Source organism: Corynebacterium sp. HMSC06G04 (assembly GCF_001807365.1).
Lineage (GTDB): Bacteria > Actinomycetota > Actinomycetes > Mycobacteriales > Mycobacteriaceae > Corynebacterium > Corynebacterium simulans.
This window is the reverse complement of record NZ_KV788589.1, coordinates 133754-158530: the sequence shown is the minus strand read 5'-3', so window position 1 is coordinate 158530 and position 24777 is coordinate 133754. Positions and strand designations below refer to the sequence as shown.

Sequence of the window (24777 nt, the reverse complement as noted above, 5' to 3'; positions counted from 1 at the left end):
TAAAGAACTACTAGATCTGGCACTTGGAATCCAAGTTCTTGTCGTAGTTGGAGTACTGCAACAAGGCGTAGTGGAACGCCAGGGCGTATTCCGAGGCGCCTTCCGGAAGCGGGTGAATGCCGTCGGAATAGAGCAAGTTCGGGTTGTTCTGTGCGTGGGTGCACCAGTCAGCGAGGTAGACGTTGTCGTACTTTTTCGCAGCGTCGATGACGTCGCTTTGAGACTGTGCCATCCATTCGCGGTCGCCGTAAGGAACGGCCATCACGATGGTGTGGTCTGGGCCGATGAGGTCAACGACTTCCTGAATCTGGTCGGGGAATGCCGGGCCATTGGTGCCGAAGCCAAGGAAGACCGTGGAGCGCAGGTCGCCGGCTGCCTTCAGCTGCTCGATGATTGGTGGGGCAGCGCTGTAGTGGCGGGAGACCTCAGCGTCGATGTAGATGCCTGGGTAGCGCTGCTGCAGTGCCTCGGAGGCAGCCAACATCACCGAGTCACCGATGGCGGTAATTTCATTGCCGGTTGGCATCGGGCGACGCGTCTTTTCCGTCTGCGTGCTTGGTGCGGCAGCAGGCGCTGGGCCGCCGTTTTGCGTGGACTTATTCTGCTTCTGCAGTTGCTCGAGCTGCTGCTCCAGCTCAGACTTATCGCTGGAGGTCGCCAGCGCATAGCCCACGCCCACTAGGGAAGCGACGACGATCAACGGCACGAGCGGCCAAAAGGCCTTGGCAAATCCGTCCTTCATCTCGGACATGGATGGGCGGGCCGCCCAGTAGCCAGTCCACGTCTTCTTGTAACCGCCGCGGCGGAAAGGATTCTCCACGAACTGGTAGGAAAGCTCTGCCAGCAAGAAAGAGATCGGTACCGCGACAAGGCCCAGAATCCACGGCTTGTCGGAGGAGTGGTTTCCGTCGAAAATCGCGCGCAAAATCATCACGACCGGCCAGTGCCACAGGTACAGCGAGAAGGAGCGTTGGCCGAGCCAACGCATGACGGCGGTGCTGAAGATCCACTTGAGCGGACCGAACTCACGGATAACGCCCCAGATCATCAGTGCGCCGAGAACGCTGGTGAGGATGAGGCCGCCGCGGTAGGTGAACTCAGCATCGTCCGGCATGAGGAACAGCTGCGCGATGTAGCCGGCCAAGGCGAAGGTGCCGATGACGCCGGCCATTACCTGTTCAGACTTACCAGGGCTTGGCCAAGAATCTGCCTTCGGGTGGGACTTGGTGCTGGTAACAATCAGGGACAGAATAGCACCGATGAGCAGGCCGAAGGCGTGGGTATCGGTGCCGTAGTACACGCGGGTTGGGTCTTGGCCCGGGGTGTAAATCAGCCACATTGCTACGCCGGAGGCGATAGCCAGCAGCAGCGAGACTGCGATTGGCAGACGGCGCGGCTGACGGCGGGAGATGGCAAAGATACCAAAGATAAGCAGCGGCCAGATGACGTAGAACTGCTCTTCTACGGCCAAGGACCAGTAGTGGGCAAAGACCTGGATCTCATTGTCCGCGAAGTAGGACTGGGAGGTGGCAATCTGCGTCCAGTTGTTGACGAAGAAGAACGTGCCCAGGAACTGCTCACGGATACCGACTGCGATATCGCCGCCGATGAGAGCAACGATCGCCGTGCAGATAATCAAAACGGTCAGCGCTGCGGGCAGGATGCGGCGGAATCGACGTACCCAGAAGTCCTTCAGGCTGATTCGACCGCTCACACGGAACTCACGCACCAGCAGGGAGGTGATGAGGAAGCCGGAGAGGACAAAGAACATGTCCACGCCAAGGTAACCACCAGGCAGCACGTCGCCGAAGAAGTGGTAGATAACCACAGCAAGAACGGCCAAGCCGCGCAGACCATCAAGGCCCTTAACCTGGCGCAGGCGTGCGCGCTTGGTGCGTTTTACTTCCTTGCTATCGTGCGGCGTCTTCAACGCTTCCGGTTCGTGCGGGAAGTGGTCCACCATCACCGGCTTTGCCGGTTTGGAGTCTTGCTTTGGCTGCGATGCTTTCTGCGGCGGCTGCACGTAGTAGGTCTTCTTTGGAGCCTCGCTTGCCGACGCCGTGGAAGCACCAGCCGCGCCTGCTGCCGCACCAGCCACAGCACCAGCGGCGGCTGTCTTAGCAGTTGCCGAACCCTTGCCAGCATCGTCGTGCTGATCAGAGTTTCTGCGCGCCTCGCGTGATGGCTTCGGCGCCTTCATCTGCTGCGGGGTAGGAGTGCCAACCGGCTGGGAACGGCGTGCGAGCGCACGTTTGATTTCTTGATCGGCCGCTGGTGCCTTCGCCGACGGAGACTTTGCTGCGGAAGCACCTGCTGCGCCTGCGGCACCAGCTGCGCCTGCCGCTGCAGCAGCGCCAGCAGCGCGACCAGCACCGCCAGCGCGGTCAGCTTTCTTCTTCGGCTGAGACAGCTGTGGCTTCTTGCCCGACTTCTGCTCGGTCTGTGGTGCAGACTTCGCAGCAGGCTTAGGATTCTCGGCTGGCTTCTCAGCAGACTTAGACTGCGGTGCCGACGGCTTCGACTGAATTGGCTTCTGAACAGAAGCCTTCGGAGCTGGCTGAGCCTGCTGCTGTGGCTTTTGTGCAGCATTCTTTGGTAGCGGAGCTGACTTTGGCTGTTGCTTTTGAGCAGAACCAGACTGGTTCTGGTTCTGGTTTTGTGGCTGTGGCTGGGGCTGGGGCTTTTGCTGTTGAGCAGGTTGGGGCATCTGCTGTGCAGGCTGCTGAGGCTTATTGCTTGGCTGAGCCTTGGCGCCTGGCTGCACATTCTTGGCAGGCAGAGACTTTGGGCTTATCGGCTTTTGAGCAGGAGTCTTTTGGGGTTGGTTGGCCGGCTTTTGCGCCGGCTTCTGTTGCTGCGCAGTTTGTGGCTTCTGCTGTTGAGCGGGCTGAGGCTTCGCAGCGACAGTCTTCTGCTGAGGAGCTTGAGAAGTCTTTGGCTTTAGTTGCTGGGCAGGCTGAGACTTCTGAGGTGCTTGCTTTGGGGTCTGCGTCGGTTGTGCCTTTTGTGCAGACTGCTTTGGTTTTTCTGCAGCTGGCTTGTTGGCCTTCGCATCCTTGGATGAGGAGGCTGCGGAATCTGCAGAATTCTTAGGCGCAGAGTCCTTCGGCGCTACGCCCTTGGGGGCGGCAGGAGATTGCTTTGCCTCGGTCTTCTGTTGGGAAGCTGATGCTGGCTTGTTTGCAGCGCCCTTCTCCTGAGATGGGTAGACCAGACGAGCATTCTTGGTGCTCTTCGGAGCTGGCTTTGCTGGAGCCTTGGAATCAGCCTGCTTCTTCTGAGGATCTGGCTGCGGCTTAGATTCAGCAGAACCTTGCTTAGGGGCTGGTGCACTTGGCTTCGGTACCGTATTGCCTGGCTTGGCGTTGGAAGTGTCAGGCTTGCCCGATGCTGCGGAAGGCTTGTTTTGTGCGGAAGGCTTGTTTTGTGCGGCCGGCTTGTTAGGGGCAGCGGCAGGCTTAGAGTTCTCCGGCTTCTTAGGGGCAGAAGTCGACTTCTTTTGCTCAGGCTGCTTCTGTTCGGACTGCTTCTGCTGTGCTGGCTTAGAGGAGTTTGCCTTGGCAGACTTAGCCTGGGAAGGCATGTTCGCAGACTTGTCCTGCGAACCCTTGACTTGTGGCTCTGCCTTCTTTGGATCGTTGTTGTGATCCTTGTTATCCGCCACTGGTTGATATACCGGTTTCTGCGGGGCCTCCTGAGCCTGTTGCGCTGGTCGGCCGAGGAGGGACCTCAAAAACTGTTTCAAAACATTCTCCAGGGAAATAGTGGCTAGCAACTGGGCTATTCTAGCCCGCGTCGGTAAAAGAATTCTAAAAAATGGGGAGGAGTACTCACCCTTATTTGGGCAACCTAACTTGTGCCTAAATTGCTGGTAGCAGACTCCGCGAACAGCTTGCGCAGAACTGTGGACACACCGTTGTCTGCATTGGACGGGGCGATAATATCTGCGATCTCCTTCAACTGTGGATGCGCGTTTTCCATTGCTACCGCTAGGCCCGCGGCACGCAAAAGCTCGTAGTCGTTTAAGAAGTCACCGAAGGCGGCGGTCTCGGAAAGCGCGACGTCGCTAAGCTTGGCCATAGCAGTCAAAGCCTTGCCCTTGTCGACGCCGTCTGCCATGACATCGAGCCAGACCTTGCCGGAGATGGCCACGGTGTGTTCCGGCACGACCTTGCGGACCGTAGGGGCGAGGTTGGCCTCTGAGCCGTCCTTACAGTAGGCCGCAATTTTAATGACGTTATCGAGCGGCACCTCATCGAGGGACTCCACCCACTTAACCGCACTGTAATACTTGGCGATTTCCTGAATCGCATGCTCTGGGATATCGCGCTTGATAAAAGCGCACTCCGGGGTGCACAGAACCAACGTGTGCTCAGCAGGGAACTCAGACGATGCCGCTAGAACGCGACGTACAGCTTCAGGGGGTAGGGGAAAGGACGCAATGATCTCATTGTCGCGCATGACCACCGCACCGTTTTCGGCAATGAAGGCGTCAAAGTCGGGGAACATCTTCTGCAAGGTGGCAAGCTGGCGGCCCGACGCCGGGATTAGAACGGACTCATTTTCGGCAGCGAGTGCCTTAAGTTCCGCAAAGTCATGTGGAAGTTGCCCCTCCGGGGTTAAGAGAGTGCCGTCCATGTCTAGTGCAATGAGCTGCGGGGCCAAATCGTCCACCAATCTGTGATTTATCGGGGTAGCCGTATCTAATGTGATATGCCACACTGGAGGGCATGTCTGAGAATAACAATGCTGTAGAAACAAGTTCTCACGCCGAGCCAGTGAAAGTATCAGTTCGCAACCATACCGGAGTTATCGAGCTGGATCGGCCGCGCGCGCTCAATAGTTTAAATCCTGAGATGCTTGACATTATTCGCCAAGCCCTTTCCCAGTGGCGCGAAGACGAAAATGTCCAGCAAGTGCTGGTTCACTCGCGAATCCCCAAGGCCTTTTGTGCTGGAGGTGACGTGCGTGCCGCCCGCGACGGAGTCTTGGAGGAACGTTGGGGACAAGTGGATGAATTCTTTGAAAAAGAGTACAAACTGAATGGTGATATCGCCGAGTATCCCAAGCCCTATATCTCCGTTATCGACGGCGTCGTCATGGGAGGCGGACTAGGAATTTCCGCCCACGGTTCGCACCGAATCGTCACCGACAAAGCATTTGCTTCGATGCCAGAGATGGCAATTGGCTATATCACTGACGTCGGTGTCGCCTACATGGCCCAACGCATGATTGGCACGCGTGGAAAATCCGATCCCGCACTGGCAAAGTTTTGGGGGCTTAGCGGCTACCGCATGTATGCCGCAGATATGCTCTGGGCTGGCTTGGCGACGCACGTCATCGAAAGCCCCCAAGCATTCATCGATGATGTTATTGCCGAAGGCGTCGATACCGCTGCAGAAAAGCACGCGATTAAACCGGAAGGTAAACCAGAGCTAGCAGAGCTCATTGATGACATCGATGAAGTCTTTGCCCTGGATGCATGGGCCGAAATCAAGCAAGCGCTTCCGGCCCATCCGCAGCTGGCAGAGGTCTTTGCAAAACTTACCGAAAAGGCTAGCCCTTCATCTTTGGTTGCGGCTACTGAACTTTTCGTTGCGGAAGCCAACGCGAAAGACGTCCGTGAGGCCCTGCGCATGGAGCTGGCTTTGGGCAAGCACATGTTGCGCCGGCCAGATTTTGTCGAAGGCGTGCGTGCGGTCTTAGTAGATAAAACGCATGATGCCGCGTTCCCCGCAGCGGGAGAGGCCGCCGAATTCCGCGAGGTTATCGCTAACGCCTAGATGCTGGCACTGATGCTTTACCAACTGGCGACGCCGCGGTTAGCAGCGTAAGCGGCACGGGCGCGTTCGGCGTCGCAGCCTGCAGGAAGGTCGACGGCCAGCACTGCCTCGGTAACTTCCGGAGTAGGGGCAGGCAACGTCAGCGTAGGCGAGCTCGCTAGGAGGATACCGGTCTTTTCCCCCAGCTGTACGGTCAGCAAAGTCCATGCGCCGAGGATGGGCATCGCAATCTGCGGAAGAAAGGCGTCCTTCGCCCACTCCATTGGTAGGCAAGGCCGGACAAGATCTGGGACGCAGTTATCGCGCCCGAAGCGCTGCAAGTTGAAGGAAGCGCGTGCGGAATGCGTGCCCGCATAGTCCGGATCAGCCCACGCCCACGTGAACTCATCGGAGTCGACCGTTGCGATGAGATGAGCATCGACGGGCGTCGAACCGGTCGAGGTGGAAAGCATCGCGGTGGCCGTCGCGGCATCAAATTGCACGGCGGCATCAGGAAAGCGCGACTCCAGGTAGAACTGGTGCTCAACGGCGGTGAAATGGGCGTCGGCAAGCACTTGCTCTGGCAGCACACCCGAATGGGCCGTGCGGATGCCAACGATGCGCTGGCCACCCGGTGCATCCTTAGCGCTCAAATGCACGCTGGTGCCATCGCTGAGCGTGATTGTCTCCGCTGTGGCGCCGCCCTTGGCGTTACCCGGCGCGGATTCAGCTTCGAGCCGGCGCGCTTGCGCGAGGTTTAGCAAGGCCAAGCGCTCGTCGATGCCGCCGCTGAAACGCTCAAGTCCTAAGGAGATAGTGCTGGCTGTATCGTGCGGAAGCCTGTTGAACGCAATGGCCACCACGGCGTCGTGATCGCCCTGCGGTACCCGGGCGACCGGGGCGTTGCCCACGAGAAAGCGCGCGATATTAAGCAGTGAGAACTCGAAAGGTTGCGGTTCGTGGAACTCCGCGATGGGCGCTTGACGCGCACCTTCCGCGCACCAGGTGAGAATGCCATCCTTGATGGTGGCAAGGCGCATGCCTGGAAAATCGCGTATTCCCTGCGCAGTGTTGAAGCGAACCTGGACCTTTTGGTCCAATTCGGTAGTGCCATCAGCGCTCGGGGAAGGCTGGAAGTTGAACTCCGTCGCTTCAACCTCGCCTAGCTGCCTTGTAAATTCCGCATCGATACCTGCTTGCACGAAGGCGCCGGCGGAGTAAATTTCTTCCTGGTTTTCAGGCAGTGGCAACGGTGGCAATGGCATGGGGCGTGAAACTTCCTCAGCGTCGGTAGGGATTATCTATCGCTTCTTCATAAGCGGCAACGAGTGCCTTTGTGGATTCTAACCATGAATAGCGCTCTGCTTCGGTACGCGCGGCCTGACCCATGCGGGCGCGTCGCGCGGGATCTGTCAATAGGCTAATCGCAGCTGCGGCCCATTCGGCGTCGGAAGCATCGCGATCGATGAGGTGACCGGTTTCGCCTTCGTCGATGACGAAAGGGATGCCGCCGGCGTTTGTACCGATGACAGGCACTCCGGCAGCAAAGGATTCAAGGGCAACCAAGCCTAAAGTCTCCGTCGCTGAGGGGAAGAGGAAAACGTCACCGGAAGCGAATGCTTGCGCGAGCTTTTCGCCGGACAAATAGCCGGTAAAGACAGTGACTTCGGGGTCGAAGGACTTCTTGAGCTGCTCCAGATAGGGACCAGCGCCCACGATGGCCAAGCGTGCCGCGGGTACTTCCTGGCGCACGAGTTTTGTTACGTTGGCGAGCCGCTCCAGGTCCTTTTCTTTGGAAATGCGGCCGATATAGGTAAGAAGCGGTGCGTCGGGATTACCTGCGCTGAGGCGCTCACGCATGACTAGTGTGGATTTTTTCGGGTGGTAGGTCTGAGTGTCTACGGCCTTTGGCCACAACTTCACGTTGTGCATCCCAATCATGCGGGCCTTATCCACCATGGGAGCAGACGTGCACAGGTTCACCGCGGCCTGGTTGTGTAGGTAGGTGATCGCATGCTCTGTCAGCGGGCGTGTCCACCCGATGCCGAGAGCGTCAACATATTCCGGGACGTTGGTGTGAAAGCTTGCCACCAGCGGGACCGCATCGCGCCGGGCAGCGAAGACGCCTAGTGCGGCAGTCCAAATGGGGTTGACGGCATGAATTACGTCTGGGTCCCATTCGCGGATTTCCCTGAAGAATCCCCAAGTTGGAAGACCGAATTTGATCTCCGGGTAGACCGGTAAGGAAAGGCTGGGGATCGGGGAAACCTCAAAGCCTGCAAAACTTTTCGGAGGATTGCCCGGGGCGAAAATTTTTACCTCGTGGCCTAGAAGAGCAAGCTGCTCTAGGGTCTTGGTCAGGCGGGTGACTACTCCGTCGATCTTCGGGAGAAAGACCTCGGTAACGATTGCGATGCGCACGGTTTAAAAGTGGGGTTAGTGAGCGGCCTTGTCGAGGAATTCCTCCGGAATTCCAACCTGTTGCTGCTTCGTCCACAGCGACTGCGCTGGAATCTTGGAGCGATCCACGCGGTCCGCGTAGCGCCTTGCTACCTCCTCGATCTCGTGGAGGAGCCCCTCGCTCAAGGTAGTTGGCTCAAGGCCAAGTTCCAAGAAGGTGTTGTTGGAAACGTGCAGCTCGTTTTCTGCCGATTCCTTGCGCGGGTTCGGCACCATGGCGAGCTTCGCACCGGAAAGCTCGGCGACGAGTTCTGCAAGGTCGCGCACGCGATGGGTTTCTGTCATCTGGTTGATGATCTTTACGCGTTCGCCCTTGGCCGGTGGATTCTCCAGAGCCAATTCGATGCAGCGGACCATGTCGCGGATGTGGATGAAAGCGCGGGTCTGGCCACCGGTGCCGTGGACAGTCAGCGGGTAACCGATACCTGCCTGGATGAGGAAGCGGTTGAGCACCGTGCCATAGTCGCCGTCGTAGTCGAAGCGGTTGATGAGGCGCTCGTCTTTAAGTGTTTGCTCGGTGTGAGTACCCCAGATGATGCCCTGGTGTAGGTCGGTGACGCGCAGCTCATCGTTTTTGACGTAGTAGGCAAAAAGGTGCTGATCCAGCACCTTGGTCATGTGGTAGACCGAGCCTGGGTTGGAAGGGTAGAGGATGGACTGCTCGATTGGCTCCTGGCCCTCCACCTTGACCTGTACGTCGAGGTAGCCTTCCGGGATTTCCATGCCCGCGGTGCCGTAGCCGTAGACGCCCATGGTGCCGAGGTGAGCCACGTGGATGTCGAGGCCGGATTCCACGATGGCGGCCAGCAGGTTATGGGTGGCGTTGATGTTGTTATCCACCGTGTAACGCTTGGTACGCGAATTCTTCATGGAATAAGGAGCAGCGCGCTGCTCAGCAAAGTGCACTACTGCATCCGGTTGTTCAGTTACCAGGAAGTCGAGCAAAGCGTCGTAGTCCTGAGCAACGTCCAAGTTGTGGAAAGCGATGGTCTTGCCGGAGACCTCATGCCATGCCGCGATGCGTTCCTCAATCGAGACGATGGGGGTTAACGAACTCGCGCCGAGTTCCTCGTCGATAGCGCGGCGTGAGAGATTATCCACGATGATGACGTCATGGCTCTGGTCGGACAGATAGAGGGATGCTGGCCATCCACAGAAACCGTCGCCGCCCAGAATCGCAATCTTCACTGTGAACACTCCAAACTTACTCGAGGGATGCATGCGAACATGCGCTGACAGGAAGGTCTATCTTTGCCCGGAGGAGCGAGGCCTGTGGGCGGAAAATACGACTTATACGACAGTACCCCGGTACCGGCAGGTGTCGCCGCCGGTCCGGGGTGAATTTTCAGTGAACTGCAGGAAAGCGCAGTGCTTGAGAAATCGATTAGGAAATCTTTTTCAGCGCTGCAAGGCATTCGCTGACGATTTGCTTCTTTTCTTCAATGCTCAAAGCATGGCCTTCCTTTTCTGCGGCATTGATTTCCATCAGGGCAAGGCGTGCGGCCGCGCCATGGGCAGTCAAAATGACGCGCATTTCTCTTTCGGAAAAGTCGGCCATTCGCGTGCTGAAGGACTTCAGGATGTCTTCGGCACAAGACTCGTAGCGTTGACGCTCTTCGGCAGTGTGGCTAAGCCCTTCGAGACTCTCGCCGATGGCCACCAAGGTAGCAATCGAATGCAGGTTTTCGTCCTCGGATTCCAGAATATCCGAGACTAGGTGCTCAAAGAACTCGTTGATGTCAGCCTCGGGATAGAGCTCGTCGATATTTTCCGAGAAGGACTCAAGGACGCTTGCGGTGAAAAACAAAAGCGCATCGGAAGCAGAGGTGAAGTAGTTGTGGAAGGTACGTGGGGAGACCCCGGCGACCTCCGCAATGCGCGCCACGGTGAGTTTTTCCGCTCCTTCAGCGAGCACCAGGCGTGCGGCAGAATCTGCGATGGCGTGGCGCGTGGCCCGCTTTTTTGCTTCCCGCAAGCTCGCCATTTTTATGCTCCTTTTCCGGTGGACTTTGCTTCTACCTTATCGCGCTGGAATTGTTGGAGTTCTTCCCGCTGCGCGCTCAGGGCTTCTCCTTCTACATCGAGGTTGGGCAGAATCTTCGCCAGCCACTTTGGCATCCACCACGCCTTGTCATCGAGTAGGAACATGGTGGCCGGAATCAGCATCATGCGTACGACGAACGCGTCCATGAAGACGCCGACTGCGAGTGCGAAGCCCATGGTCTTGATGAAGGGGAGGTCGATGAGCATGAAGGCCGCGAACACGGAGATCATGATCAGCGCCGCCGCGGTCACGGTGCGGGCGCCATGCTTGAATCCGTTGGAGGTGGCGTTGCCTGCCGTCTTGCCGTGGACAAATCCTTCACGCATGCGGGTAACCAGGAAGACCTGGTAGTCCATCGCCAGGCCAAAGGTCAGGCCGATGAGCATGATCGGCAGGAAGGAAAGCAGTGGCTGTGGGTCATCGATGATGCCGAACATGCCTTCCTGGAAGATAGCGACGGTGATGCCGAACGTGGCGGCCATTGATAGGCCGAAGCCGGCCGCGGCAATCAGCGGTACCCAGATGGAGCGGAATACCAATAGCAGCACCAGGAAGGCGAGGCCCAGGACGATGGCGATGTAGGGGACCAGGACGTCGGAAAGCTTCTGCGAAATGTCATCGAAGATTGGGGTAATGCCGGTGATGCCGTAGCTACCGCCGGTATTTTCGCTGAACTCGCCCTGGTAATCACGCAGACGCTCCAAGGTCTGGGTGGTTTCCTCATCGGTCGCGCCGGTGGACGGGGTGATCATGATCTGCGCGGCATCTTGGGAGTCGGTGGTTGCCACGATCTGGGCATTGACGACGCCTTCGGTGTCATTGAATTCCTGCAGAATCTGCTGGAATGCAGGCAGGCGGTCTTGCTCGGCGACGTTCGCGACGTCGACGAAAGCGATCATCGGAGCATTGCGTCCCGGGCCGAATGCCTCCTCGGTCATCTCGTAGGCATCGCGCTGGGGGGTGCCTAGCTTGGAGGTGCCATCTGTCGGCATCGCAAGGCGCAAGTTGGCAGCCGGAAGTGCGAGGATGCCCAGCAACAGCACGCCGGCAACTAGGTGCAGGAATGGATGCGCACGCACGCGGCGTACCCACTTTAGGCCCATCGTTGGCTTTTCATCTTCTGGATCCGGAACCTTAGGACCGGGAACGCGACCTGCGAAGATCTTGGTGCCCAACAGGCCGAGGAGGGACGGTAGGAAGGAAAGTGCTACGCAGACCGCGATGACCACGGTGGCTGCGGCTGCGATGGCCATGGTGGAAAGGAACGGAATGCCAATGATGGTCAGCGCGGCGAGGGCGATGACCACGGTGATGCCGGCGAAAATGACGGAGGAACCGGCGGTGCCGAGCGCCATGCCCATTGCATGTGCGCGGGTAGCCTTGTCCATCTTCTTAAGCTCTGCGGCCAGCTCCTTGGGGTTCAAGTCATTGAGACCAGAGGAGGTAATCAGCTCGTTGCGGAAGCGAGCGACGATGAACAGGGCATAGTCGATGCCCACTGCGAGACCGATCATGGAGGCCAGCATCGGGGTCTGATCGGAGACAGAGTCCGTGAAGATGGTGGCGAGCTGGACGCCCAGCAGGCCGACGCCCACGCCAATGACGGCGGAGATAAGCGGCATGCCTGCGGCTACGAACGAGCCGAAGGTAATAAGCAGCACGACGGCCGCGACGATGAGGCCGATGACCTCGGAGACCATGTTCATCTCGGTGGCGCCGTTGAAGGCGTTGCCGCCGTATTTCACAGTGAGGTCGCCCTCGTCGTAGTCGCGCAGAATATCCGTGACCGCAGCCATCTCTTCTTGCGGGATGTCGGTGACGGTATCTGCATCGAATTCGATGGAGATGGTGCCTGTGCGCTTATCCTCGCTGAGCGGGGATAAGGCAGCCAGGTTTTCTTGGATCTGCTCTTCAGGCATGCCCTGCGCCGACATCTTTTCAGTCAGCTGCTTTTCCATGCCCATCGCGGCCATGACGGGATTGACAATCTTGTCGGAATCGCGCAGCGCGTCCGTGCCTTGCAACTCCTCGATCATGGAATCGACCTCGCCCATGACTTCTTTGTCACTGAGCTTTTCGCCTTCTGGAGCTTGAATGGTGATGGTGGCGCTAGGCGCGCTCATGGCATCGGTTTCATTACCGAAGCGCTCCATCATCTTTTCCTGAGTGACGGTGGAATCCATGTCAGGCATGGAAAAGGTTGGGGTAGGGGACTTGGCAAAAGCGCCCGCGAGGCCACCGAAGCCCACGAGGACTACGAGCCAGAACGCGAGAAATGGCCACACTTTTCGGTATGACCAACTACCGAGCCGGTAGAGGAATTTCGACATGTACAGACTTCCTTTGATTAAGTTTGCGTTACTTCTGCAATATTGCACATCTTACGCAAACTTGCAGTTGCTATGCAAGTTTTCGATTTGGGATCGGTTTGGGGAGGCGCTGCATAAGCGCTGTAGACTTGCGCGCATGCTCCATGCCGTCCTTTATGCTCTCCTTGACTCCGTGAATGCGCTGCTCATCGGCATCCTCGTCGCGATTGGCATCATGCTGCCGCGCGGGATGTATCGCAAGATCGCTACGCTCGTGGTTGTGGGAGACTGGCTGGGCGTGCTTGCCGCGACGGCGCTCGTGTTCTCTATCTTCCTTGGCATCAAGGACCAGATCATCTCGGTGCTCGACTCGCCCATCGCGGGCATCGTGCTCATCGTGGTCGGCGTCCTCCTCGCGCTCGGCGCGTGGCGCTCCAAAGGCGAGTCGAACCCGCTCGTGGAGAAACTCCTAGGCCCGCTGCGCACCCCGTCGTTGCTTACGGCGCTTGTCGGCTTCGCGATGGGCATTATCCAATCGCTCACCTCGGTGCCGTTCTACTACGGCCTCATGCACTTGGCCGCAGGCGATCTTTCGGTGAGCTCGCGGGTGAGCGCAGGCCTGCTCTACGCCTGCCTGGCGTTGAGCCTGCCCACGCTCTGTGGCCTGGGACTCGCGATGGTGCGCCACTACCCGGACAGCCCAGCCGGGCGCGTCTTCGCGGCTGCGCGCCGCAACTCGACCCAGGTCGCGCTGTACTCGGGCTACGCGGTTGCGGTTTTCCTCATCATCATGGGTGTGGTCTCGCTCTAGAACGAGACGTCCTCGAGACGCAGGGACTCGGACTCGGGCGCCTGGCCGCGGGCGGTCTCGACGTATCGCGCGGCGTGCGGGATAAACGCGGCGGATTCCTCGGGGCTCAGCTCGCGGCGGACCTTGGCGGGCACGCCAGCAGCGAGCGAGCGCGCCGGGATCTGCTGGCCTTCGAGGACCACGGCGCCGCCGGCGATGAGCGAGCCGGTACCGACATGCGAGCGCGAGAGCACAGTGGCCTGCATACCCACGAGCGTTCCGGATTCGACGTGTGCGCCGTGGACCATCGCCATGTGACCTACAGTCACGTCGTCTTCGAGGATGCAGTCTGCGTCGCAGTCGACGTGGAGTACGCAATTGTCCTGGATATTCGTGCGTGCGCCAATGCGGATGGCGCCGACGTCGGCACGCAGGACCGTGCCGTAAAAGACGGAAGCGTCGGGGCCGATTTCTACGTCGCCGATAATCGTGGCGTTCGGCGCGATAAACGCGCTGCGGTGGATGCGGGGACGGAGGCCGTTGAAGGGAAGAATGAGCATGATTACTCCACGGAGATGGCAAGGGTTTTGGACAGCTCGTAGTCGCCCGGCTCGGCGCGCAGGGTCTCTAGGAGTGTGGCGCGCGTGTCCGGGTCGAGCGGGATGGCCCAGCCTTTCTTGGGATCGCGGACCGGAACCTCGGGGCGCGGGGAGGGGGAGAAGAAGACGCGGGTGGGGGCATCGGCAAGCCAGGCGGGCTCGGCGGCGCGGGCGACCTCGCGGAGGGCTGCGGCGCCGGAAGAGTCGGTGACGACGATGAGCAAGGTTCCGGCGGTGTGGACCGCGAGATGGTCGACCTCGACGACGGGCGCGCCAGCCTCGGGCGTGGCGAGGCGCGGGGCCTTGGGGCCGGTGAGCGAGCGGAGCGCGTCAAGTAATCCCATGTGAACATCGTAAGCAGCCGCGTACGGTAAAACAACGTGATTGATGCAAAAGATACCGCCCTGATTTTTGAAGGCGGCGGCCTGCGTGGTCAAGCTCATCGAGGAAGACGTGCAGTTTGGCTGGGTGGGCGGCGTGTCCGCGGGGTCCTCGCACACCGTGAATTACCTTTCGCGCGACGCGTGGCGGGCGAAGGATTCCTTCGTGGACTTCGCCCATAACCCGAGCTTCGGCGGGGTGGCCTCGGTGCTGCGCGGCACGGGGTATTTCAACGCGGAGTATATCTACGAGCGCTCCTCGGACAAGGAACTGCCTTCGACTTCGAAGCATTTCAGGCGAACCCGGCGGAGATGAACCTGGCGACGACGCGCGCAGATACGGGCAAGTCCGTCTACATCACGCGCGACGATATCCACGAGCAGGCCGACATGAACATGTACGTGCGCGCCCTCGACGTTGCCGTCGTGACGATCATCATCCCGCTCGCGACTTTGGCCATCATGCGGGGGCGAAGCCATTAAGGCGATAGCCCAAGCCCGGCTCAGTGAGGAAATAGCGCGGACGTGACGGATCCGGCTCGAGCTTGTGGCGCAGTTGCGACATGTACACGCGCAGATAATTGGTCTCTCGCTCATAGTTTTTGCCCCACACTGCCTGTAGCAAATCGGTGCTTTTGACGAGAGACTCGTAGTTGCGGGCCATGTATTCGACGATTTTCCATTGAATGGGTGTGAGGTGGATGCGTGAGTCATCCACGTAGACACTTGATTGGGCAAGGTCGAGGCGCAACCGGTTATCCGAGGAGACGAGTACGGGGTTCACTCGTTCGGTGGCGAAGGCGGTGGCGGCGCGGCGTAGGGCGGATCGGAGCCGGGCGAGCAGCTCACCAGTGGAAAACGGTTTGGTGACGTAGTCGTCGGCGCCCTCGTCGAGGGCGTTGATCTTGCCCTCTTGTTCATGGCGGGCGGAGACCACGATGACGGGCACAGTCGACCATGTGCGCAGCGAGCGCAGGACTTCTAGACCAGACGTGTCCGGAAGGCCGAGGTCCAACAGAACTGCCTGGGGTTGCCACTGCCCAGAGATTTTCAGGGCGGAGGCTGCTGTCTTTGCAACGCGAACTTGATAACCCCGCGCCTTGAGGTTGATTGAAACCGCAAGGGCTAGCGTATGGTCGTCTTCAACGATGAGGATGCGGGGCCCTTGGTCGGCTTCGGGTGCCGCAGAGGATGAATGGAGTTGGGACACTACTGCTTTCCACCTTCGGGTGTAGAGGTACAAGGCATTTCGATGACGATGGTCGCGCCGCCACCGGGGGTCTCGGCGGGGTAGATGTGTCCGCCCATGGCTTCAGTGAAACCACGGGCCACGGCCAGACCCAGGCCGAGCCCCAAGGCGTCATCTGATAGCCGTTGGAAAGGCAGAAACAAGCTATCCCACTGGTCTCGAGGAATGCCAGGGCCGTGATCAGCAATCCTAATCTGTACGATGTTATGGTCGTCGCGAAGGCCAGAAGGCCCGATTGAAGCGGCATCGTCGGCCACGCTGGCCAGGTGTGCCTCGCGCGCCGTGATATCGATGTGGGTGCCCGCGCCGTGGTTGACCGCGTTGGCGATGACGTTTGCTAGTACGCGCTGGACGAGGCCGTAATCCGCGAGGATCGGGGGCAGCGTGACAGGGATGTCCACACGCACGCCTCCTGCAGAGACGCTGTGCTCATCGAGCGCAGCGTCGACGATGTCCGCGACATCAATAGCCTGCGAGTTTGGTCGAAGCATCCCCGTATTGAGGCGAGACATGTCAAGCAGATGATTGATAACTATCTCGAGACGGTGCGCCGAGGACTCGATGGTGTTGATGAGGGCCTGACGGTCTGCCTCAGAGATTTCGACGTCGCCGAGCGTGAGTCCGGAGACTGCCGTGGTGATGCCGGCTAGCGGCGTTCGTAGGTCGTGCGAGACCGCGGTGAGCAGCGTGGAACCGACTCGGTTGGAGGATTCCAGGGCTGAGGTCGCCCGTCGCATCGCTTCCATTTCCTGCCGGTCGAGAATGGCGGTAATGCGAGCACCGTGGGCTTCGATCATATCGATCTCAGACGGGCTGAGTTCCCGGTTGCCGATGACTAGGCGCAGTGAGTCACCGATCCCCACGTGGTTGGCGGATTCACCGGCACGACTTTTTTGCTGTGCCACAACTACATCCGAGGACTCCGCGTTGGACTCGATGGTCCACCACTTCTTGTCTTCACTGGAATAGCGCTGAAGGAGGACCTTGTCCAACGAAAAAGTCTCGCCAAGTCGCCGCAATAGTGATTTGAGATCCGCCCCCTCGTAAATGACGCCGCGCGCAAGGTCTGCCATGATGACGGCCTGTGTTTGACGTCGTTTCGCTTCGTCTGCGCGCCGTTCAGCGTAGTCCACGATATACGCCACGGTCAGAGCGATGATGATGAAGAAGCCCACCGAGGTTATCGACTCCGGCTCGGTAATACTCAACGTGTGGGTGGGAGCGGTAAAGAACCAGTTGGCCAACAGCGAACCACTGATGACCGCGAGCAGCGCCGGCCACACGCCGGCCGCGATGGCGCTAAAGACCACGATGGTGAGAAATCCCAGCAGGATGGGGCTCAAGAACTTTTCCTCCGGATTAAAGAGCAACATGAGCACCGTAAACCCCGGGGGGAAGAGCAACGCCGCAAACCAACCGGTCAGTAGGCGGACTCGGCCGAAAATCGTGCCTCGCCGCGGCCGTTTTGGCTGGGGGTCATCTGACGAGGACAGGGAGACGATGTGGACATCAATCGTGCCCGAGCCATCGATCACACGCTCGGCAACTCCATTGGCAAGAGTGTGCCCCCAGCGTGGCCGGCGGCCGATAACCAATTGCGACGCGTTGATAGAGCGTGCGTATTCCAACAGCGTGCCGGCGACGTCGTCGCCGATGAGCACGCGCCACTGGCCATTGAGATCTTCCACCAGCTCTTGCAGACGGCGCAGCGCGGAAGGGGTTTGGTTGGAGGTCAAACCCTCGTTGCTGGCGACGTAGACCGCCACCATTTCTCTGCCCGAAACTCTTCCTGCGATACGGGCGGCGCGCCGAATGAGTGCTTCGGACCCGTCGCTGCCCGACACCGCTACGATGAGGCGCTCGCGGGTCGGCCATGTCGAGTCGATCTCGTGGTTCTCGCGGTAGGCCGCGAGACCTTCTTCGACCTTGTCAGCCAACCACAGCAGCGCCAATTCGCGCAGGGCAGTCAGGTTTCCCAAGCGGAAGTAGTTCTCCAGGGCCTTGGCCGCCATGGCTCCGTGGTAGATCTCGCCCCGCGCGAGCCTGATACGCAGCGAGTCGGGGGATAAGTCGACCAGCTCGATGTGGTCGGTATCGCGGAGCACCTGATCGGGGATGGTTTCACGCTGCCGGGTGTTTGTGACCGCCGCTACGACGTCGTTGAGCGATTCGAGGTGCTGGATGTTGAGCGTTGAGATGACGTCGATCCCGGCGTCAAGCAGCGTGTAGACGTCCTGCCAACGCTTTTGCGAGACTTCTGTGGCTGCGAACTCGGCATCACCGGTGACGACGGTGTGCGCGAGCTCGTCGACGAGAAGCACGTCTGGAGCAAGTGCCAAGCAGGCGTCGACATCTAGCTCTTCGAAGACCCGCCCGCGATAGGTGGTTTTCTTTCGCGGGATGACGGTTAAACCCTCGACCAGTTCCGCGGTGCGTTTCCGGCCGTGCGTTTCTACGACGCCGACCATGACGTTAAGCCCCTGCCGCTGCAATTCATGTGCTTCGTTGAGCATGGCGCAGGTCTTGCCCACGCCGGGGGCAAAGCCAAGGTAGACTTTGAGTTTTCCACGGTGGCTGTGGGATGGCTCGAAGGGCGCAGAGTCGGTAGTCGCTCGAGGAGACTCAGAGGCAGACATAGTTACCAATTATATCCTTGGGAGTGTTTATTCTGGGCGGCGTGTGTCGAGGGGAGAAAGACGGAGACAGACCCCGCGCGGGCGGGCACGGGGCGAAAAGAGGATTACTCGGCGACAAGCTTAGCGAGGTCGTAGTTGAGTGTGACTACGTTGACGGCCACACCATTCGGGCTTCCAGTAAAGGAGTTCATGAACCCTACCTGGTTGTCCTTGATAAGCTGACGGAGATCGTCCTCGCCTAGGCCGGTGGCCTTGGCTATGCGTGGCACCTGGATCTCGGCGTACGCGGTGGAGATGTGCGGGTCAAGACCGGAGCCGGAAGCCGTGACGGCATCGACAGGCACGCGGTCTTCACTCACGCCCTCGCGGGCAGCGACCTCTGCGCGGCGCTTTGCAATCTCGTCCTGATATTCCTGCGAGACCACGGCGGCGTTGGATGCGGACGAAGACATAGCGTCCCAGCCATTGTCGCCTGCGGCGGACGGCCGCGGCTGGAACCACTGGTCTCCCTCGACGGGGTTGGCGATGAGGCGGGAGCCGACGATCTCGTTGTTGGCGTCGCGTAGGAGGCCACCGTTGGACTTATCCGGGGATAGCTTGCCCACGCCGATGAGGACCATGGGATAGATGAAGCCCAGTATGAGCATCATCACCAACAGTGTTCGCAACGCAGTCCATTGCGCGCGGACGTTGAATCCCGTGCTAAAAGGACTTGCGCCGGCAGCGTGGTACAGATCCGGGTTGTTCCCGAATTCATCCGAGCGCGTCAGGTCGTGGCTGATGGGCTCATCCGTTGCTGTTGAGTGTGCCCTCGCGGATTGTGGAGTCTGAGGAGTGTGCATGGTTTAAATTCCTAACCCATTACCAATGATGAGGTCGATGATCTTGATGCCAATGAACGGGGCTACGAAGCCACCGAGGCCGAAAATGAGTAGGTTGCGGCGCAGCAGTGCGGAAGCACTGGCCGGGCGGTAGGACACGCCCTTGAGCGCCAACGGAATGAGCGCCACGATAATGAGCGCGTTGAAGATGACAGCGGACAAGATGGCCGAGGTCGGAGAATGCAGGTGCATGATGTTGAGGGCTTGCAGCCCCGGGAATGCGGTGATAAACATCGCCGGTAAGATGGCGAAGTATTTTGCTACGTCGTTCGCGATGGAAAAGGTCGTCAGGGAGCCACGCGTGATGAGCAGCTGCTTGCCGATTCCCACGATGTCGATGAGCTTCGTCGGGTCTGAGTCCAAGTCGACCATGTTGCCGGCTTCCTTGGCGGCGGTCGTACCGGTGTTCATCGCCACTCCCACGTCAGCCTGCGCCAACGCCGGAGCATCGTTGGTGCCGTCACCGGTCATGGCCACCATGTGACCACCGGCCTGCTCTTTTTTTATGAGCGCGAGTTTTTGGTCCGGAGTAGCCTCGGCGAGAACGTCGTCGACGCCGGCTTCCTTGGCGATGGCTTGAGCGGTCAGCTCGTTGTCACCGGTGATCATGACGGTACGAATGCCCATCTCGCGCAGCGTCTTGAAGCGCTCGACCATGCCGTCTTTCACAATGTCCTTGAGATGGATAACACCGAGGACGCGTGACAAGGAGGAATTGGCGGTCGCTTCACGAGGATCGGATCCGGGCTCCGGGGCGTTAATGAGCTCGGCGACCACGAGTGCGGTGCCGCCGTCTTGACTAATTGAGTTGACCACGTCCTCGGTCTCTGCCGGAACAGTGCCGCCGAGCTCGCGGACAGTTGTCATGATCTGCTTGGCCGCGCCCTTGACGATCATTTCGGAATCGCTGAGTTTCACCCCCGACATGCGGGTCTGCGCAGTAAATGCGATGAATTCGAGGTTGCGAAAGTGTTCCTCTGGCATTTCACCTCGGGCGGCTTCCGCCAGCTTGACAATGGAACGTCCCTCCGGGGTCTCGTCGGCCATGGAGGAAAGCTGCACCTTGTATATAAGCTCGTCTTGGTCGTACCCGCCCACAGGAATTACGTTCACGGCCTGGCGGTCGCCGACCGTAATCGTGCCCGTCTTGTCAAGCAACAGAGTGGAGACGTCACCGGCAGCCTCGACGGCACGCCCGGACATGGCCAGCACATTGTGCTGCACCAGACGGTCCATGCCGGCGATGCCGATGGCGGATAACAGCGCGCCGATGGTGGTTGGGATCAGGCAGACCAACAAGGCGACAAGAACCAGGGGATCCTGCGCCGCACCATTAAATGCCGCGGTCGGGGCTAGCGCCATGACAACGAGCAGGAATATCAGGGTCAATACGTTGAGGAGCGTGGACAAGGCAAGCTCGTTCGGGGTCTTCTGGCGATTGGCGCCTTCGACTAAACCGATCATACGGTCCATGAAGGACTGACCGGGCTCGTTGGTGACCTTGATTACGACCCAGTCAGACAACACGCGGGTACCACCGGTGACGGCGCACCGGTCGCCTCCAGATTCTCGGATGACCGGGGCGGATTCGCCGGTGACGGCTGACTCGTCCACGGAGGCCGCCCCAACGATGACGTCGCCGTCGGCTGGAATGGTCTGACCGGCTTCTACGAGGACGACATCCTCTTTGGCCAGCTCGGTTGAGGGGACTTCTTCGGTCTCGTAGTTGGCCGGGCTGAGCTCAACGTTGGTGCGGCCGGAGCCGGACCCGGCGGTGACGAGGACCGTGGAGGTGATGCGACGGGCAGTGGTGGTCGTCCGTGATCGACGTAGGGCGTCCGCCTGAGCCTTGCCACGACCTTCTGCGAAGGCTTCAGCAAAGGTTGCGAAGAACACCGTGGCCCAGAGCCAGAGAGAAATGGAGAAACTAAACAAAGTCGGTTGGGTACAGGCGATGATGAAGGTGAACACAGCGCCCACCTCTACTAAGAACATCACCGGCGTTTTAACGAGCTCTTTCGGGCTCATCTTGCGCAGAGCCAAAGGCACCGTGGCCTTGAGCTGCTCTGCGGAAAAAGTAGATGTGGTCGAGCTCATAGAGTCGCCTCCAAAATCGGTCCTAGGACGAGAGTGGGAAGGAATGTTAGTGCACCGACGATGAGAACGACGCCTATCAGCAGGCCGACGAATAGCCCGCTGTGCGTCGGCAGAGTGCCCGAAGTCGTCGGGATGATGCGTTGCTTGGCCATGGCGCCGGCAATTGCCAGGACCATAACGATGGGCAGAAAACGCCCCAACAGCATGCACATACCGAGGGAGATGTTGAACCACCAGGTGTCTGCTCCGAATCCGGCGAATGCCGAACCGTTGTTGTTGGATGCGGAGGTGAATGCGTAGACCAGGTCGCTAAAACCGTGCGGTCCCGCCGCGGATAGAGAGTCTGGGGTGCTTGGCAGAAGGACGGATAGTGCCACTCCGCCCAGCACGAGGGTTGGCATCACGAGGACGTACAGGCAGACCTTGATCATTTCGCCGACGCCAATGCGCTTTCCCAGGTATTCCGGTGTGCGCCCGACAATAAGGCCGGCGATGAACACCGACAGAATGGCCATGACCAGCATGCCGTACAACCCAGTGCCGACACCGCCTGGAGAGACTTCGCCGAGCAGCATATTTAAGATGAGAAGGCCGCCGCCGAGAGGAGTGTAACTCGAGTGGAATGAATCAACTGCGCCGGTCGACGTCATTGTCGTTGTCACCGCGAACAGCGCAGACGGGATGGTACCAAGCCGCATTTCGCGACCTTCCATGCCGCCGCCGATAGCGCCGGAAGCAGTGGCCTCGAGGGCGGTGACGGAAGCGAGTGACAGGAAGTACAACACCGCCATGGCGGAAAGAATGGCGTAGCCCTGGCGGGTATCGCGGACCATGAGACCGAATGTGCGAGTGAGAGACACCGGAATGACAAGGATGAGGAAGATTTCCAGGGCGTTGGACCACACGGTCGGGTTCTCGAACGGGTGGGCCGAGTTCGCATTGAAGTATCCGCCACCGTTGGTACCCAGTTCCTTGATGACTTCTTGGGAGGCCACAGCGCCGCCGGGGATGGTCTGGGTAGCGCCGGTAACTGTGGTAAAAGTCTCCGGGGGTTGCAGGTTTTGGATGACTCCCTGGGTCATGAGAAACAGCGCGCCCAAGGTTGCCATGGGCAGGAGGATGCGCAGACAGACGCGGGTAAGATCCACCCAAAAGTTACCGATGCGCCCGTCGCCGTTACGGGCCGCGAACCCTCGGATAAGCGCAGCAGCGACGGAAATGCCTACGGCACCGGAGACGAAGTTTTGGACCGTCATGCCGAGCATCTGCGTCAGCTGCGACATCGCAGTTTCACCGGAGTAGGACTGCCAGTTGGTATTGGTTGTAAACGAGACCGCAGTATTCCACGCTTGGTCCGGATCTACTGGGCCCATGCCGTGCGCCCACGGCAAGTACTGCTGGAGGCGTTGCAGTAGGTACAAGACAATGATCGAAAACATGGAGAAGGCCAAGAGGCTACCGGCGTAGCGGCGCCAAGTTTGCCGGGCGGAAGAATCTACCCCCAACACCTTGTAGATGGCCTTCTCTATCTTGAGATCGTTGGCTCCTGTGAAAACCTTTGCCATGTACCCGCCCAGTGGGACGTACAGCACGGCGAGGAGCGTGAATACCGCGACGAACGGGATATACCCGCCGATAACCCCGGTCATGAGAAGTCCTCAGGGTGCAACAGAGCGATGAGCAAATAGATGACGGCCGCGATCCCTAGAATCGCGCCTACAGTAAGTTCCCAGGTCATAGCTTATCCACCACCTGAGCTATCCATTGAATGATAACGAACAGCACAATGGTGGCAAGCGTCAAAATAATGTCGAATGCCATGGATGTATAAAAGCACCCATCGGCACCGCTACATCTGGGTCTTAACGAGATTTTGACATCTACGCTGAGGGAAGAGCTAGTCTGCGACGAGTGGCTCCATGGTCAGCTCCGGGTGCTCCTTCTCAATGAAAGCTAGCTTCCACTTATCGCCGAAGAGGGCGATTAGTTCGCCGTCAGTGCGGGTAAAGATTTCCACGCCACGCTGGCGGCCGAGCTCAGAGGCGGACTCGGCGTCGGTGCGACGGGCAACGGAATACGGGATGGGCTCCGTGACGGTTTCCACGTTGTATTCCACTTCCATGCGCGCCTGCATGACCTCGAACTGCATGGGACCCACCGCAGCCATCACCGGAGCTGCGTCGCCACGGGCCTCATTGCGCAGGATCTGGACGACGCCCTCAGCAGCCAACTGATCCAAGCCCTTACGGAAGGCCTTGTAATCGCCCAAAGACTTCGCACGTAGAATGCGGAATGCCTCCGGTGCGAACTGCGGCATCGGCTTGAACTGCACCTTCTTGCCAGAGTAGATGGTATCGCCAGGTGCCAGGGAACCGGCGTTGACGAGGCCCACGATGTCGCCCGGGTAGGCGGTGTCGATGGTGTCGCGCGTGCGGCCGAAGACAGTCAGCGCGTACTTCGTGGAGAAGCTGCGGCCGGATTGGGCGTGGGTGACCTGCATGCCGCGGTCGAACTCGCCGGAGACCACGCGCATGAATGCCAAGTTATCGCGGTGCTTGCGGTCCATGCCCGCCTGCACTTTGAAGATGACGCCGGAGAAGTCATCGGTGACCTCGCGGACCTCGTCGATGGCTGCGTTGGCGCCGCCGGACGCCTCGATTGCCTTCGGATCGGAATCGCGCGAGCGCGGGGCCGGGGCGATGGCGCAGAGGGTATCGAGAATCTGGTGCACGCCGAAGTTCAACATTGCGGAGGCAAAGATCAGCGGGGAAGTAACGCACTGCTCGAATAGCTCCTGGTCATGCAGCGCGCCGTCGGCAGCCAGTAGCTCTGCTTCCTCGACGGCGGTCTCCCAGGCATCACCTTCCTTGGCCTCAGCGCCGCTCGGATCGTAATGCTCCTCCGGTGCGATGGTCGAGCCACCCGCAGTACGGATGAAGTGGATGTAGTTATCCGCTTCGCCGTCTTCATTGATGTGCGCCAAGCCACGGAAGTCACCAGCGATGCCGACCGGCCAGTACAGCGGGGTGGGCTGTAGCTGAATCTCGTTGACGATCTCGTCCACGAGCTCCAGCGGTTCGCGGCCGACACGGTCCCACTTATTGATAACCGTAACAATCGGCAAACCGCGGGCCTTGCACACACGGAAGAGCTTGAGGGTCTGTGGCTCCAGGCCCTTCGCGGCGTCGATAAGCATGACTGCGGCATCAACCGCAGTAAGAACGCGATAGGTATCCTCCGAGAAGTCCGCGTGGCCCGGGGTATCGACCAGGTTGATCATGTAAGGCTCACCCGTATGGCCCTCCGGGGCGTACTCGAACTGGAGGGCAGAAGAAGCTACGGAGATACCGCGGTCCTTTTCCATCTCCATCCAGTCAGAGACCGTGGCTTTACGGTTTCCCTTGCCGTGCACGGCACCTGCTTCATTAATGATGTGCGCATGCAACGCCAGCGCCTCCGTAAGGGTGGATTTACCGGCGTCCGGGTGGGCGATGACGGCAAATGTACGACGGCGGGTGGCTTCGGAGGCAATACTCATGCGCGTAAGTTTAGCGGTCTTGACCTAAAGTG

General features: G+C 59.4%; 20 protein-coding genes. 4 read left to right on the top strand and 16 right to left on the bottom strand.

Annotated elements, in window-relative coordinates:
* Nucleotides 1–10: 10 nt before the first annotated feature.
* Nucleotides 11–3664, bottom strand: coding sequence for an acyltransferase family protein (locus HMPREF3158_RS12315; protein ID WP_246816153.1), 3654 nt, complete (start codon nt 3662–3664; stop codon nt 11–13).
* A 185-nt stretch (nt 3665–3849) separates the two neighbouring features.
* Nucleotides 3850–4674, bottom strand: coding sequence for an HAD family hydrolase (locus HMPREF3158_RS00730; RefSeq protein ID WP_246816152.1), 825 nt, complete (start codon nt 4672–4674; stop codon nt 3850–3852).
* Between the two features lie 56 nt (nt 4675–4730).
* On the opposite strand from HMPREF3158_RS00730, the gene HMPREF3158_RS00725 reads away from it, so the two are divergent.
* On the top strand, nt 4731–5783 hold the full coding sequence (locus HMPREF3158_RS00725; protein ID WP_070496897.1) for a 3-hydroxyisobutyryl-CoA hydrolase: 1053 nt from the start codon (nt 4731–4733) through the stop codon (nt 5781–5783).
* A gap of 17 nt (nt 5784–5800) precedes the next feature.
* On the opposite strand, the gene HMPREF3158_RS00720 is transcribed toward HMPREF3158_RS00725, so the two are convergent.
* From HMPREF3158_RS00720 to HMPREF3158_RS00700, 5 genes are all read right to left on the bottom strand, one after another.
* Nucleotides 5801–7027, bottom strand: coding sequence for a DUF6882 domain-containing protein (locus HMPREF3158_RS00720; protein ID WP_070496894.1), 1227 nt, complete (start codon nt 7025–7027; stop codon nt 5801–5803).
* Between the two features lie 16 nt (nt 7028–7043).
* Nucleotides 7044–8183 (bottom strand): glycosyltransferase family 4 protein, encoded by a 1140-nt coding sequence (locus HMPREF3158_RS00715; RefSeq protein ID WP_062035557.1) that lies wholly within the window; start codon nt 8181–8183, stop codon nt 7044–7046.
* Between the two features lie 15 nt (nt 8184–8198).
* Nucleotides 8199–9410, bottom strand: coding sequence for an NAD-dependent epimerase/dehydratase family protein (locus HMPREF3158_RS00710; protein ID WP_061921377.1), 1212 nt, complete (start codon nt 9408–9410; stop codon nt 8199–8201).
* A 196-nt stretch (nt 9411–9606) separates the two neighbouring features.
* The gene (locus HMPREF3158_RS00705) at nt 9607–10206 is read right to left on the bottom strand and encodes a TetR/AcrR family transcriptional regulator (RefSeq protein ID WP_061921380.1); all 600 of its coding nucleotides are present in this window, start codon (nt 10204–10206) and stop codon (nt 9607–9609) included.
* 2 nt (nt 10207–10208) lie between these two features.
* Nucleotides 10209–12596: an MMPL family transporter gene (locus tag HMPREF3158_RS00700; RefSeq protein ID WP_062035556.1), complete on the bottom strand. Its 2388-nt coding sequence runs from the start codon at nt 12594–12596 to the stop codon at nt 10209–10211.
* 136 nt (nt 12597–12732) lie between these two features.
* Here HMPREF3158_RS00700 and HMPREF3158_RS00695 point away from each other — a divergent pair, with 136 nt between their 5' ends.
* The gene (locus HMPREF3158_RS00695) at nt 12733–13386 is read left to right on the top strand and encodes a hypothetical protein (protein ID WP_062035555.1); all 654 of its coding nucleotides are present in this window, start codon (nt 12733–12735) and stop codon (nt 13384–13386) included.
* Here HMPREF3158_RS00695 and HMPREF3158_RS00690 read toward each other — a convergent pair.
* The gene (locus HMPREF3158_RS00690) at nt 13383–13925 is read right to left on the bottom strand and encodes a gamma carbonic anhydrase family protein (protein ID WP_062035554.1); all 543 of its coding nucleotides are present in this window, start codon (nt 13923–13925) and stop codon (nt 13383–13385) included. The genes HMPREF3158_RS00695 and HMPREF3158_RS00690 overlap by 4 nt on opposite strands.
* Nucleotides 13926–13927: 2 nt before the next feature.
* Nucleotides 13928–14308 (bottom strand): hypothetical protein, encoded by a 381-nt coding sequence (locus tag HMPREF3158_RS00685; protein ID WP_062035553.1) that lies wholly within the window; start codon nt 14306–14308, stop codon nt 13928–13930.
* A gap of 85 nt (nt 14309–14393) precedes the next feature.
* On the opposite strand from HMPREF3158_RS00685, the gene HMPREF3158_RS13005 reads away from it, so the two are divergent.
* Together HMPREF3158_RS13005 and HMPREF3158_RS13000 are read left to right on the top strand one after the other, a co-directional pair.
* Nucleotides 14394–14660 carry a patatin-like phospholipase domain-containing protein gene (locus HMPREF3158_RS13005; protein WP_062035552.1) on the top strand — a complete coding sequence of 89 codons (267 nt, stop codon included), beginning with the start codon at nt 14394–14396 and terminating at the stop codon, nt 14658–14660.
* Nucleotides 14657–14827, top strand: a complete 171-nt coding sequence (locus HMPREF3158_RS13000) for a hypothetical protein (protein WP_201057402.1) — start codon at nt 14657–14659, stop codon at nt 14825–14827. Before HMPREF3158_RS13005 ends, HMPREF3158_RS13000 begins: the two co-directional genes overlap by 4 nt.
* Here the strand turns inward: HMPREF3158_RS13000 and HMPREF3158_RS00675 are convergent.
* The 7 genes from HMPREF3158_RS00675 to HMPREF3158_RS00645 all read right to left on the bottom strand — a co-directional run bounded on the left by HMPREF3158_RS00675 (nt 14805) and on the right by HMPREF3158_RS00645 (nt 24745).
* Entirely contained in the window at nt 14805–15554 is a 750-nt protein-coding gene (locus tag HMPREF3158_RS00675; RefSeq protein ID WP_062035551.1) for a response regulator, read from the bottom strand. The two genes, HMPREF3158_RS13000 and HMPREF3158_RS00675, sit on opposite strands and share 23 nt — an antisense overlap.
* Nucleotides 15554–18229, bottom strand: a complete 2676-nt coding sequence (locus HMPREF3158_RS00670) for a DUF4118 domain-containing protein (RefSeq protein ID WP_070496891.1) — start codon at nt 18227–18229, stop codon at nt 15554–15556. The genes HMPREF3158_RS00675 and HMPREF3158_RS00670 overlap by 1 nt, the downstream gene beginning before the upstream one ends.
* A gap of 104 nt (nt 18230–18333) precedes the next feature.
* Nucleotides 18334–19071, bottom strand: a complete 738-nt coding sequence (locus tag HMPREF3158_RS00665; RefSeq protein ID WP_082778573.1) for a potassium-transporting ATPase subunit C — start codon at nt 19069–19071, stop codon at nt 18334–18336.
* Nucleotides 19072–19074: 3 nt separating this feature from the next.
* Nucleotides 19075–21207, bottom strand: coding sequence for a potassium-transporting ATPase subunit KdpB (gene kdpB / locus HMPREF3158_RS00660; RefSeq protein ID WP_061921401.1), 2133 nt, complete (start codon nt 21205–21207; stop codon nt 19075–19077).
* Nucleotides 21204–22856, bottom strand: coding sequence for a potassium-transporting ATPase subunit KdpA (kdpA, locus tag HMPREF3158_RS00655; RefSeq protein WP_061921404.1), 1653 nt, complete (start codon nt 22854–22856; stop codon nt 21204–21206). The genes kdpB and kdpA overlap by 4 nt, the downstream gene beginning before the upstream one ends.
* Nucleotides 22853–22945, bottom strand: a complete 93-nt coding sequence (locus HMPREF3158_RS13325; RefSeq protein WP_061921406.1) for a potassium-transporting ATPase subunit F — start codon at nt 22943–22945, stop codon at nt 22853–22855. Before HMPREF3158_RS13325 ends, kdpA begins: the two co-directional genes overlap by 4 nt.
* A 159-nt stretch (nt 22946–23104) precedes the next feature.
* A complete protein-coding gene (locus HMPREF3158_RS00645) occupies nt 23105–24745 on the bottom strand; it encodes a peptide chain release factor 3 (protein WP_061921410.1) in 1641 nt (546 codons plus the stop codon).
* Nucleotides 24746–24777: the final 32 nt, after the last annotated feature.

Excerpts from the sequence above, each read along its gene's own strand:
- kdpB (WP_061921401.1), bottom strand. The coding sequence starts at position 21,207 with ATGAGCTCGACCACATCTACTTTTTCCGCAGAGCAGCTCAAGGCCACG.
- HMPREF3158_RS00665 (WP_082778573.1), bottom strand. The coding sequence starts at position 19,071 with ATGCACACTCCTCAGACTCCACAATCCGCGAGGGCACACTCAACAGCA.
- kdpA (WP_061921404.1), bottom strand. The coding sequence starts at position 22,856 with ATGACCGGGGTTATCGGCGGGTATATCCCGTTCGTCGCGGTATTCACG.
- HMPREF3158_RS13000 (WP_201057402.1), top strand. The coding sequence starts at position 14,657 with ATGAACCTGGCGACGACGCGCGCAGATACGGGCAAGTCCGTCTACATC.
- HMPREF3158_RS00690 (WP_062035554.1), bottom strand. The coding sequence starts at position 13,925 with ATGCTCATTCTTCCCTTCAACGGCCTCCGTCCCCGCATCCACCGCAGC.
- HMPREF3158_RS00720 (WP_070496894.1), bottom strand. The coding sequence starts at position 7,027 with ATGCCATTGCCACCGTTGCCACTGCCTGAAAACCAGGAAGAAATTTAC.
- HMPREF3158_RS00645 (WP_061921410.1), bottom strand. The coding sequence starts at position 24,745 with ATGAGTATTGCCTCCGAAGCCACCCGCCGTCGTACATTTGCCGTCATC.
- HMPREF3158_RS00685 (WP_062035553.1), bottom strand. The coding sequence starts at position 14,308 with ATGGGATTACTTGACGCGCTCCGCTCGCTCACCGGCCCCAAGGCCCCG.
- HMPREF3158_RS00705 (WP_061921380.1), bottom strand. The coding sequence starts at position 10,206 with ATGGCGAGCTTGCGGGAAGCAAAAAAGCGGGCCACGCGCCACGCCATC.
- HMPREF3158_RS00700 (WP_062035556.1), bottom strand. The coding sequence starts at position 12,596 with ATGTCGAAATTCCTCTACCGGCTCGGTAGTTGGTCATACCGAAAAGTG.
- HMPREF3158_RS00670 (WP_070496891.1), bottom strand. The coding sequence starts at position 18,229 with ATGTCTGCCTCTGAGTCTCCTCGAGCGACTACCGACTCTGCGCCCTTC.
- HMPREF3158_RS00725 (WP_070496897.1), top strand. The coding sequence starts at position 4,731 with ATGTCTGAGAATAACAATGCTGTAGAAACAAGTTCTCACGCCGAGCCA.
- HMPREF3158_RS13325 (WP_061921406.1), bottom strand. The coding sequence starts at position 22,945 with ATGACCTGGGAACTTACTGTAGGCGCGATTCTAGGGATCGCGGCCGTC.
- HMPREF3158_RS00695 (WP_062035555.1), top strand. The coding sequence starts at position 12,733 with ATGCTCCATGCCGTCCTTTATGCTCTCCTTGACTCCGTGAATGCGCTG.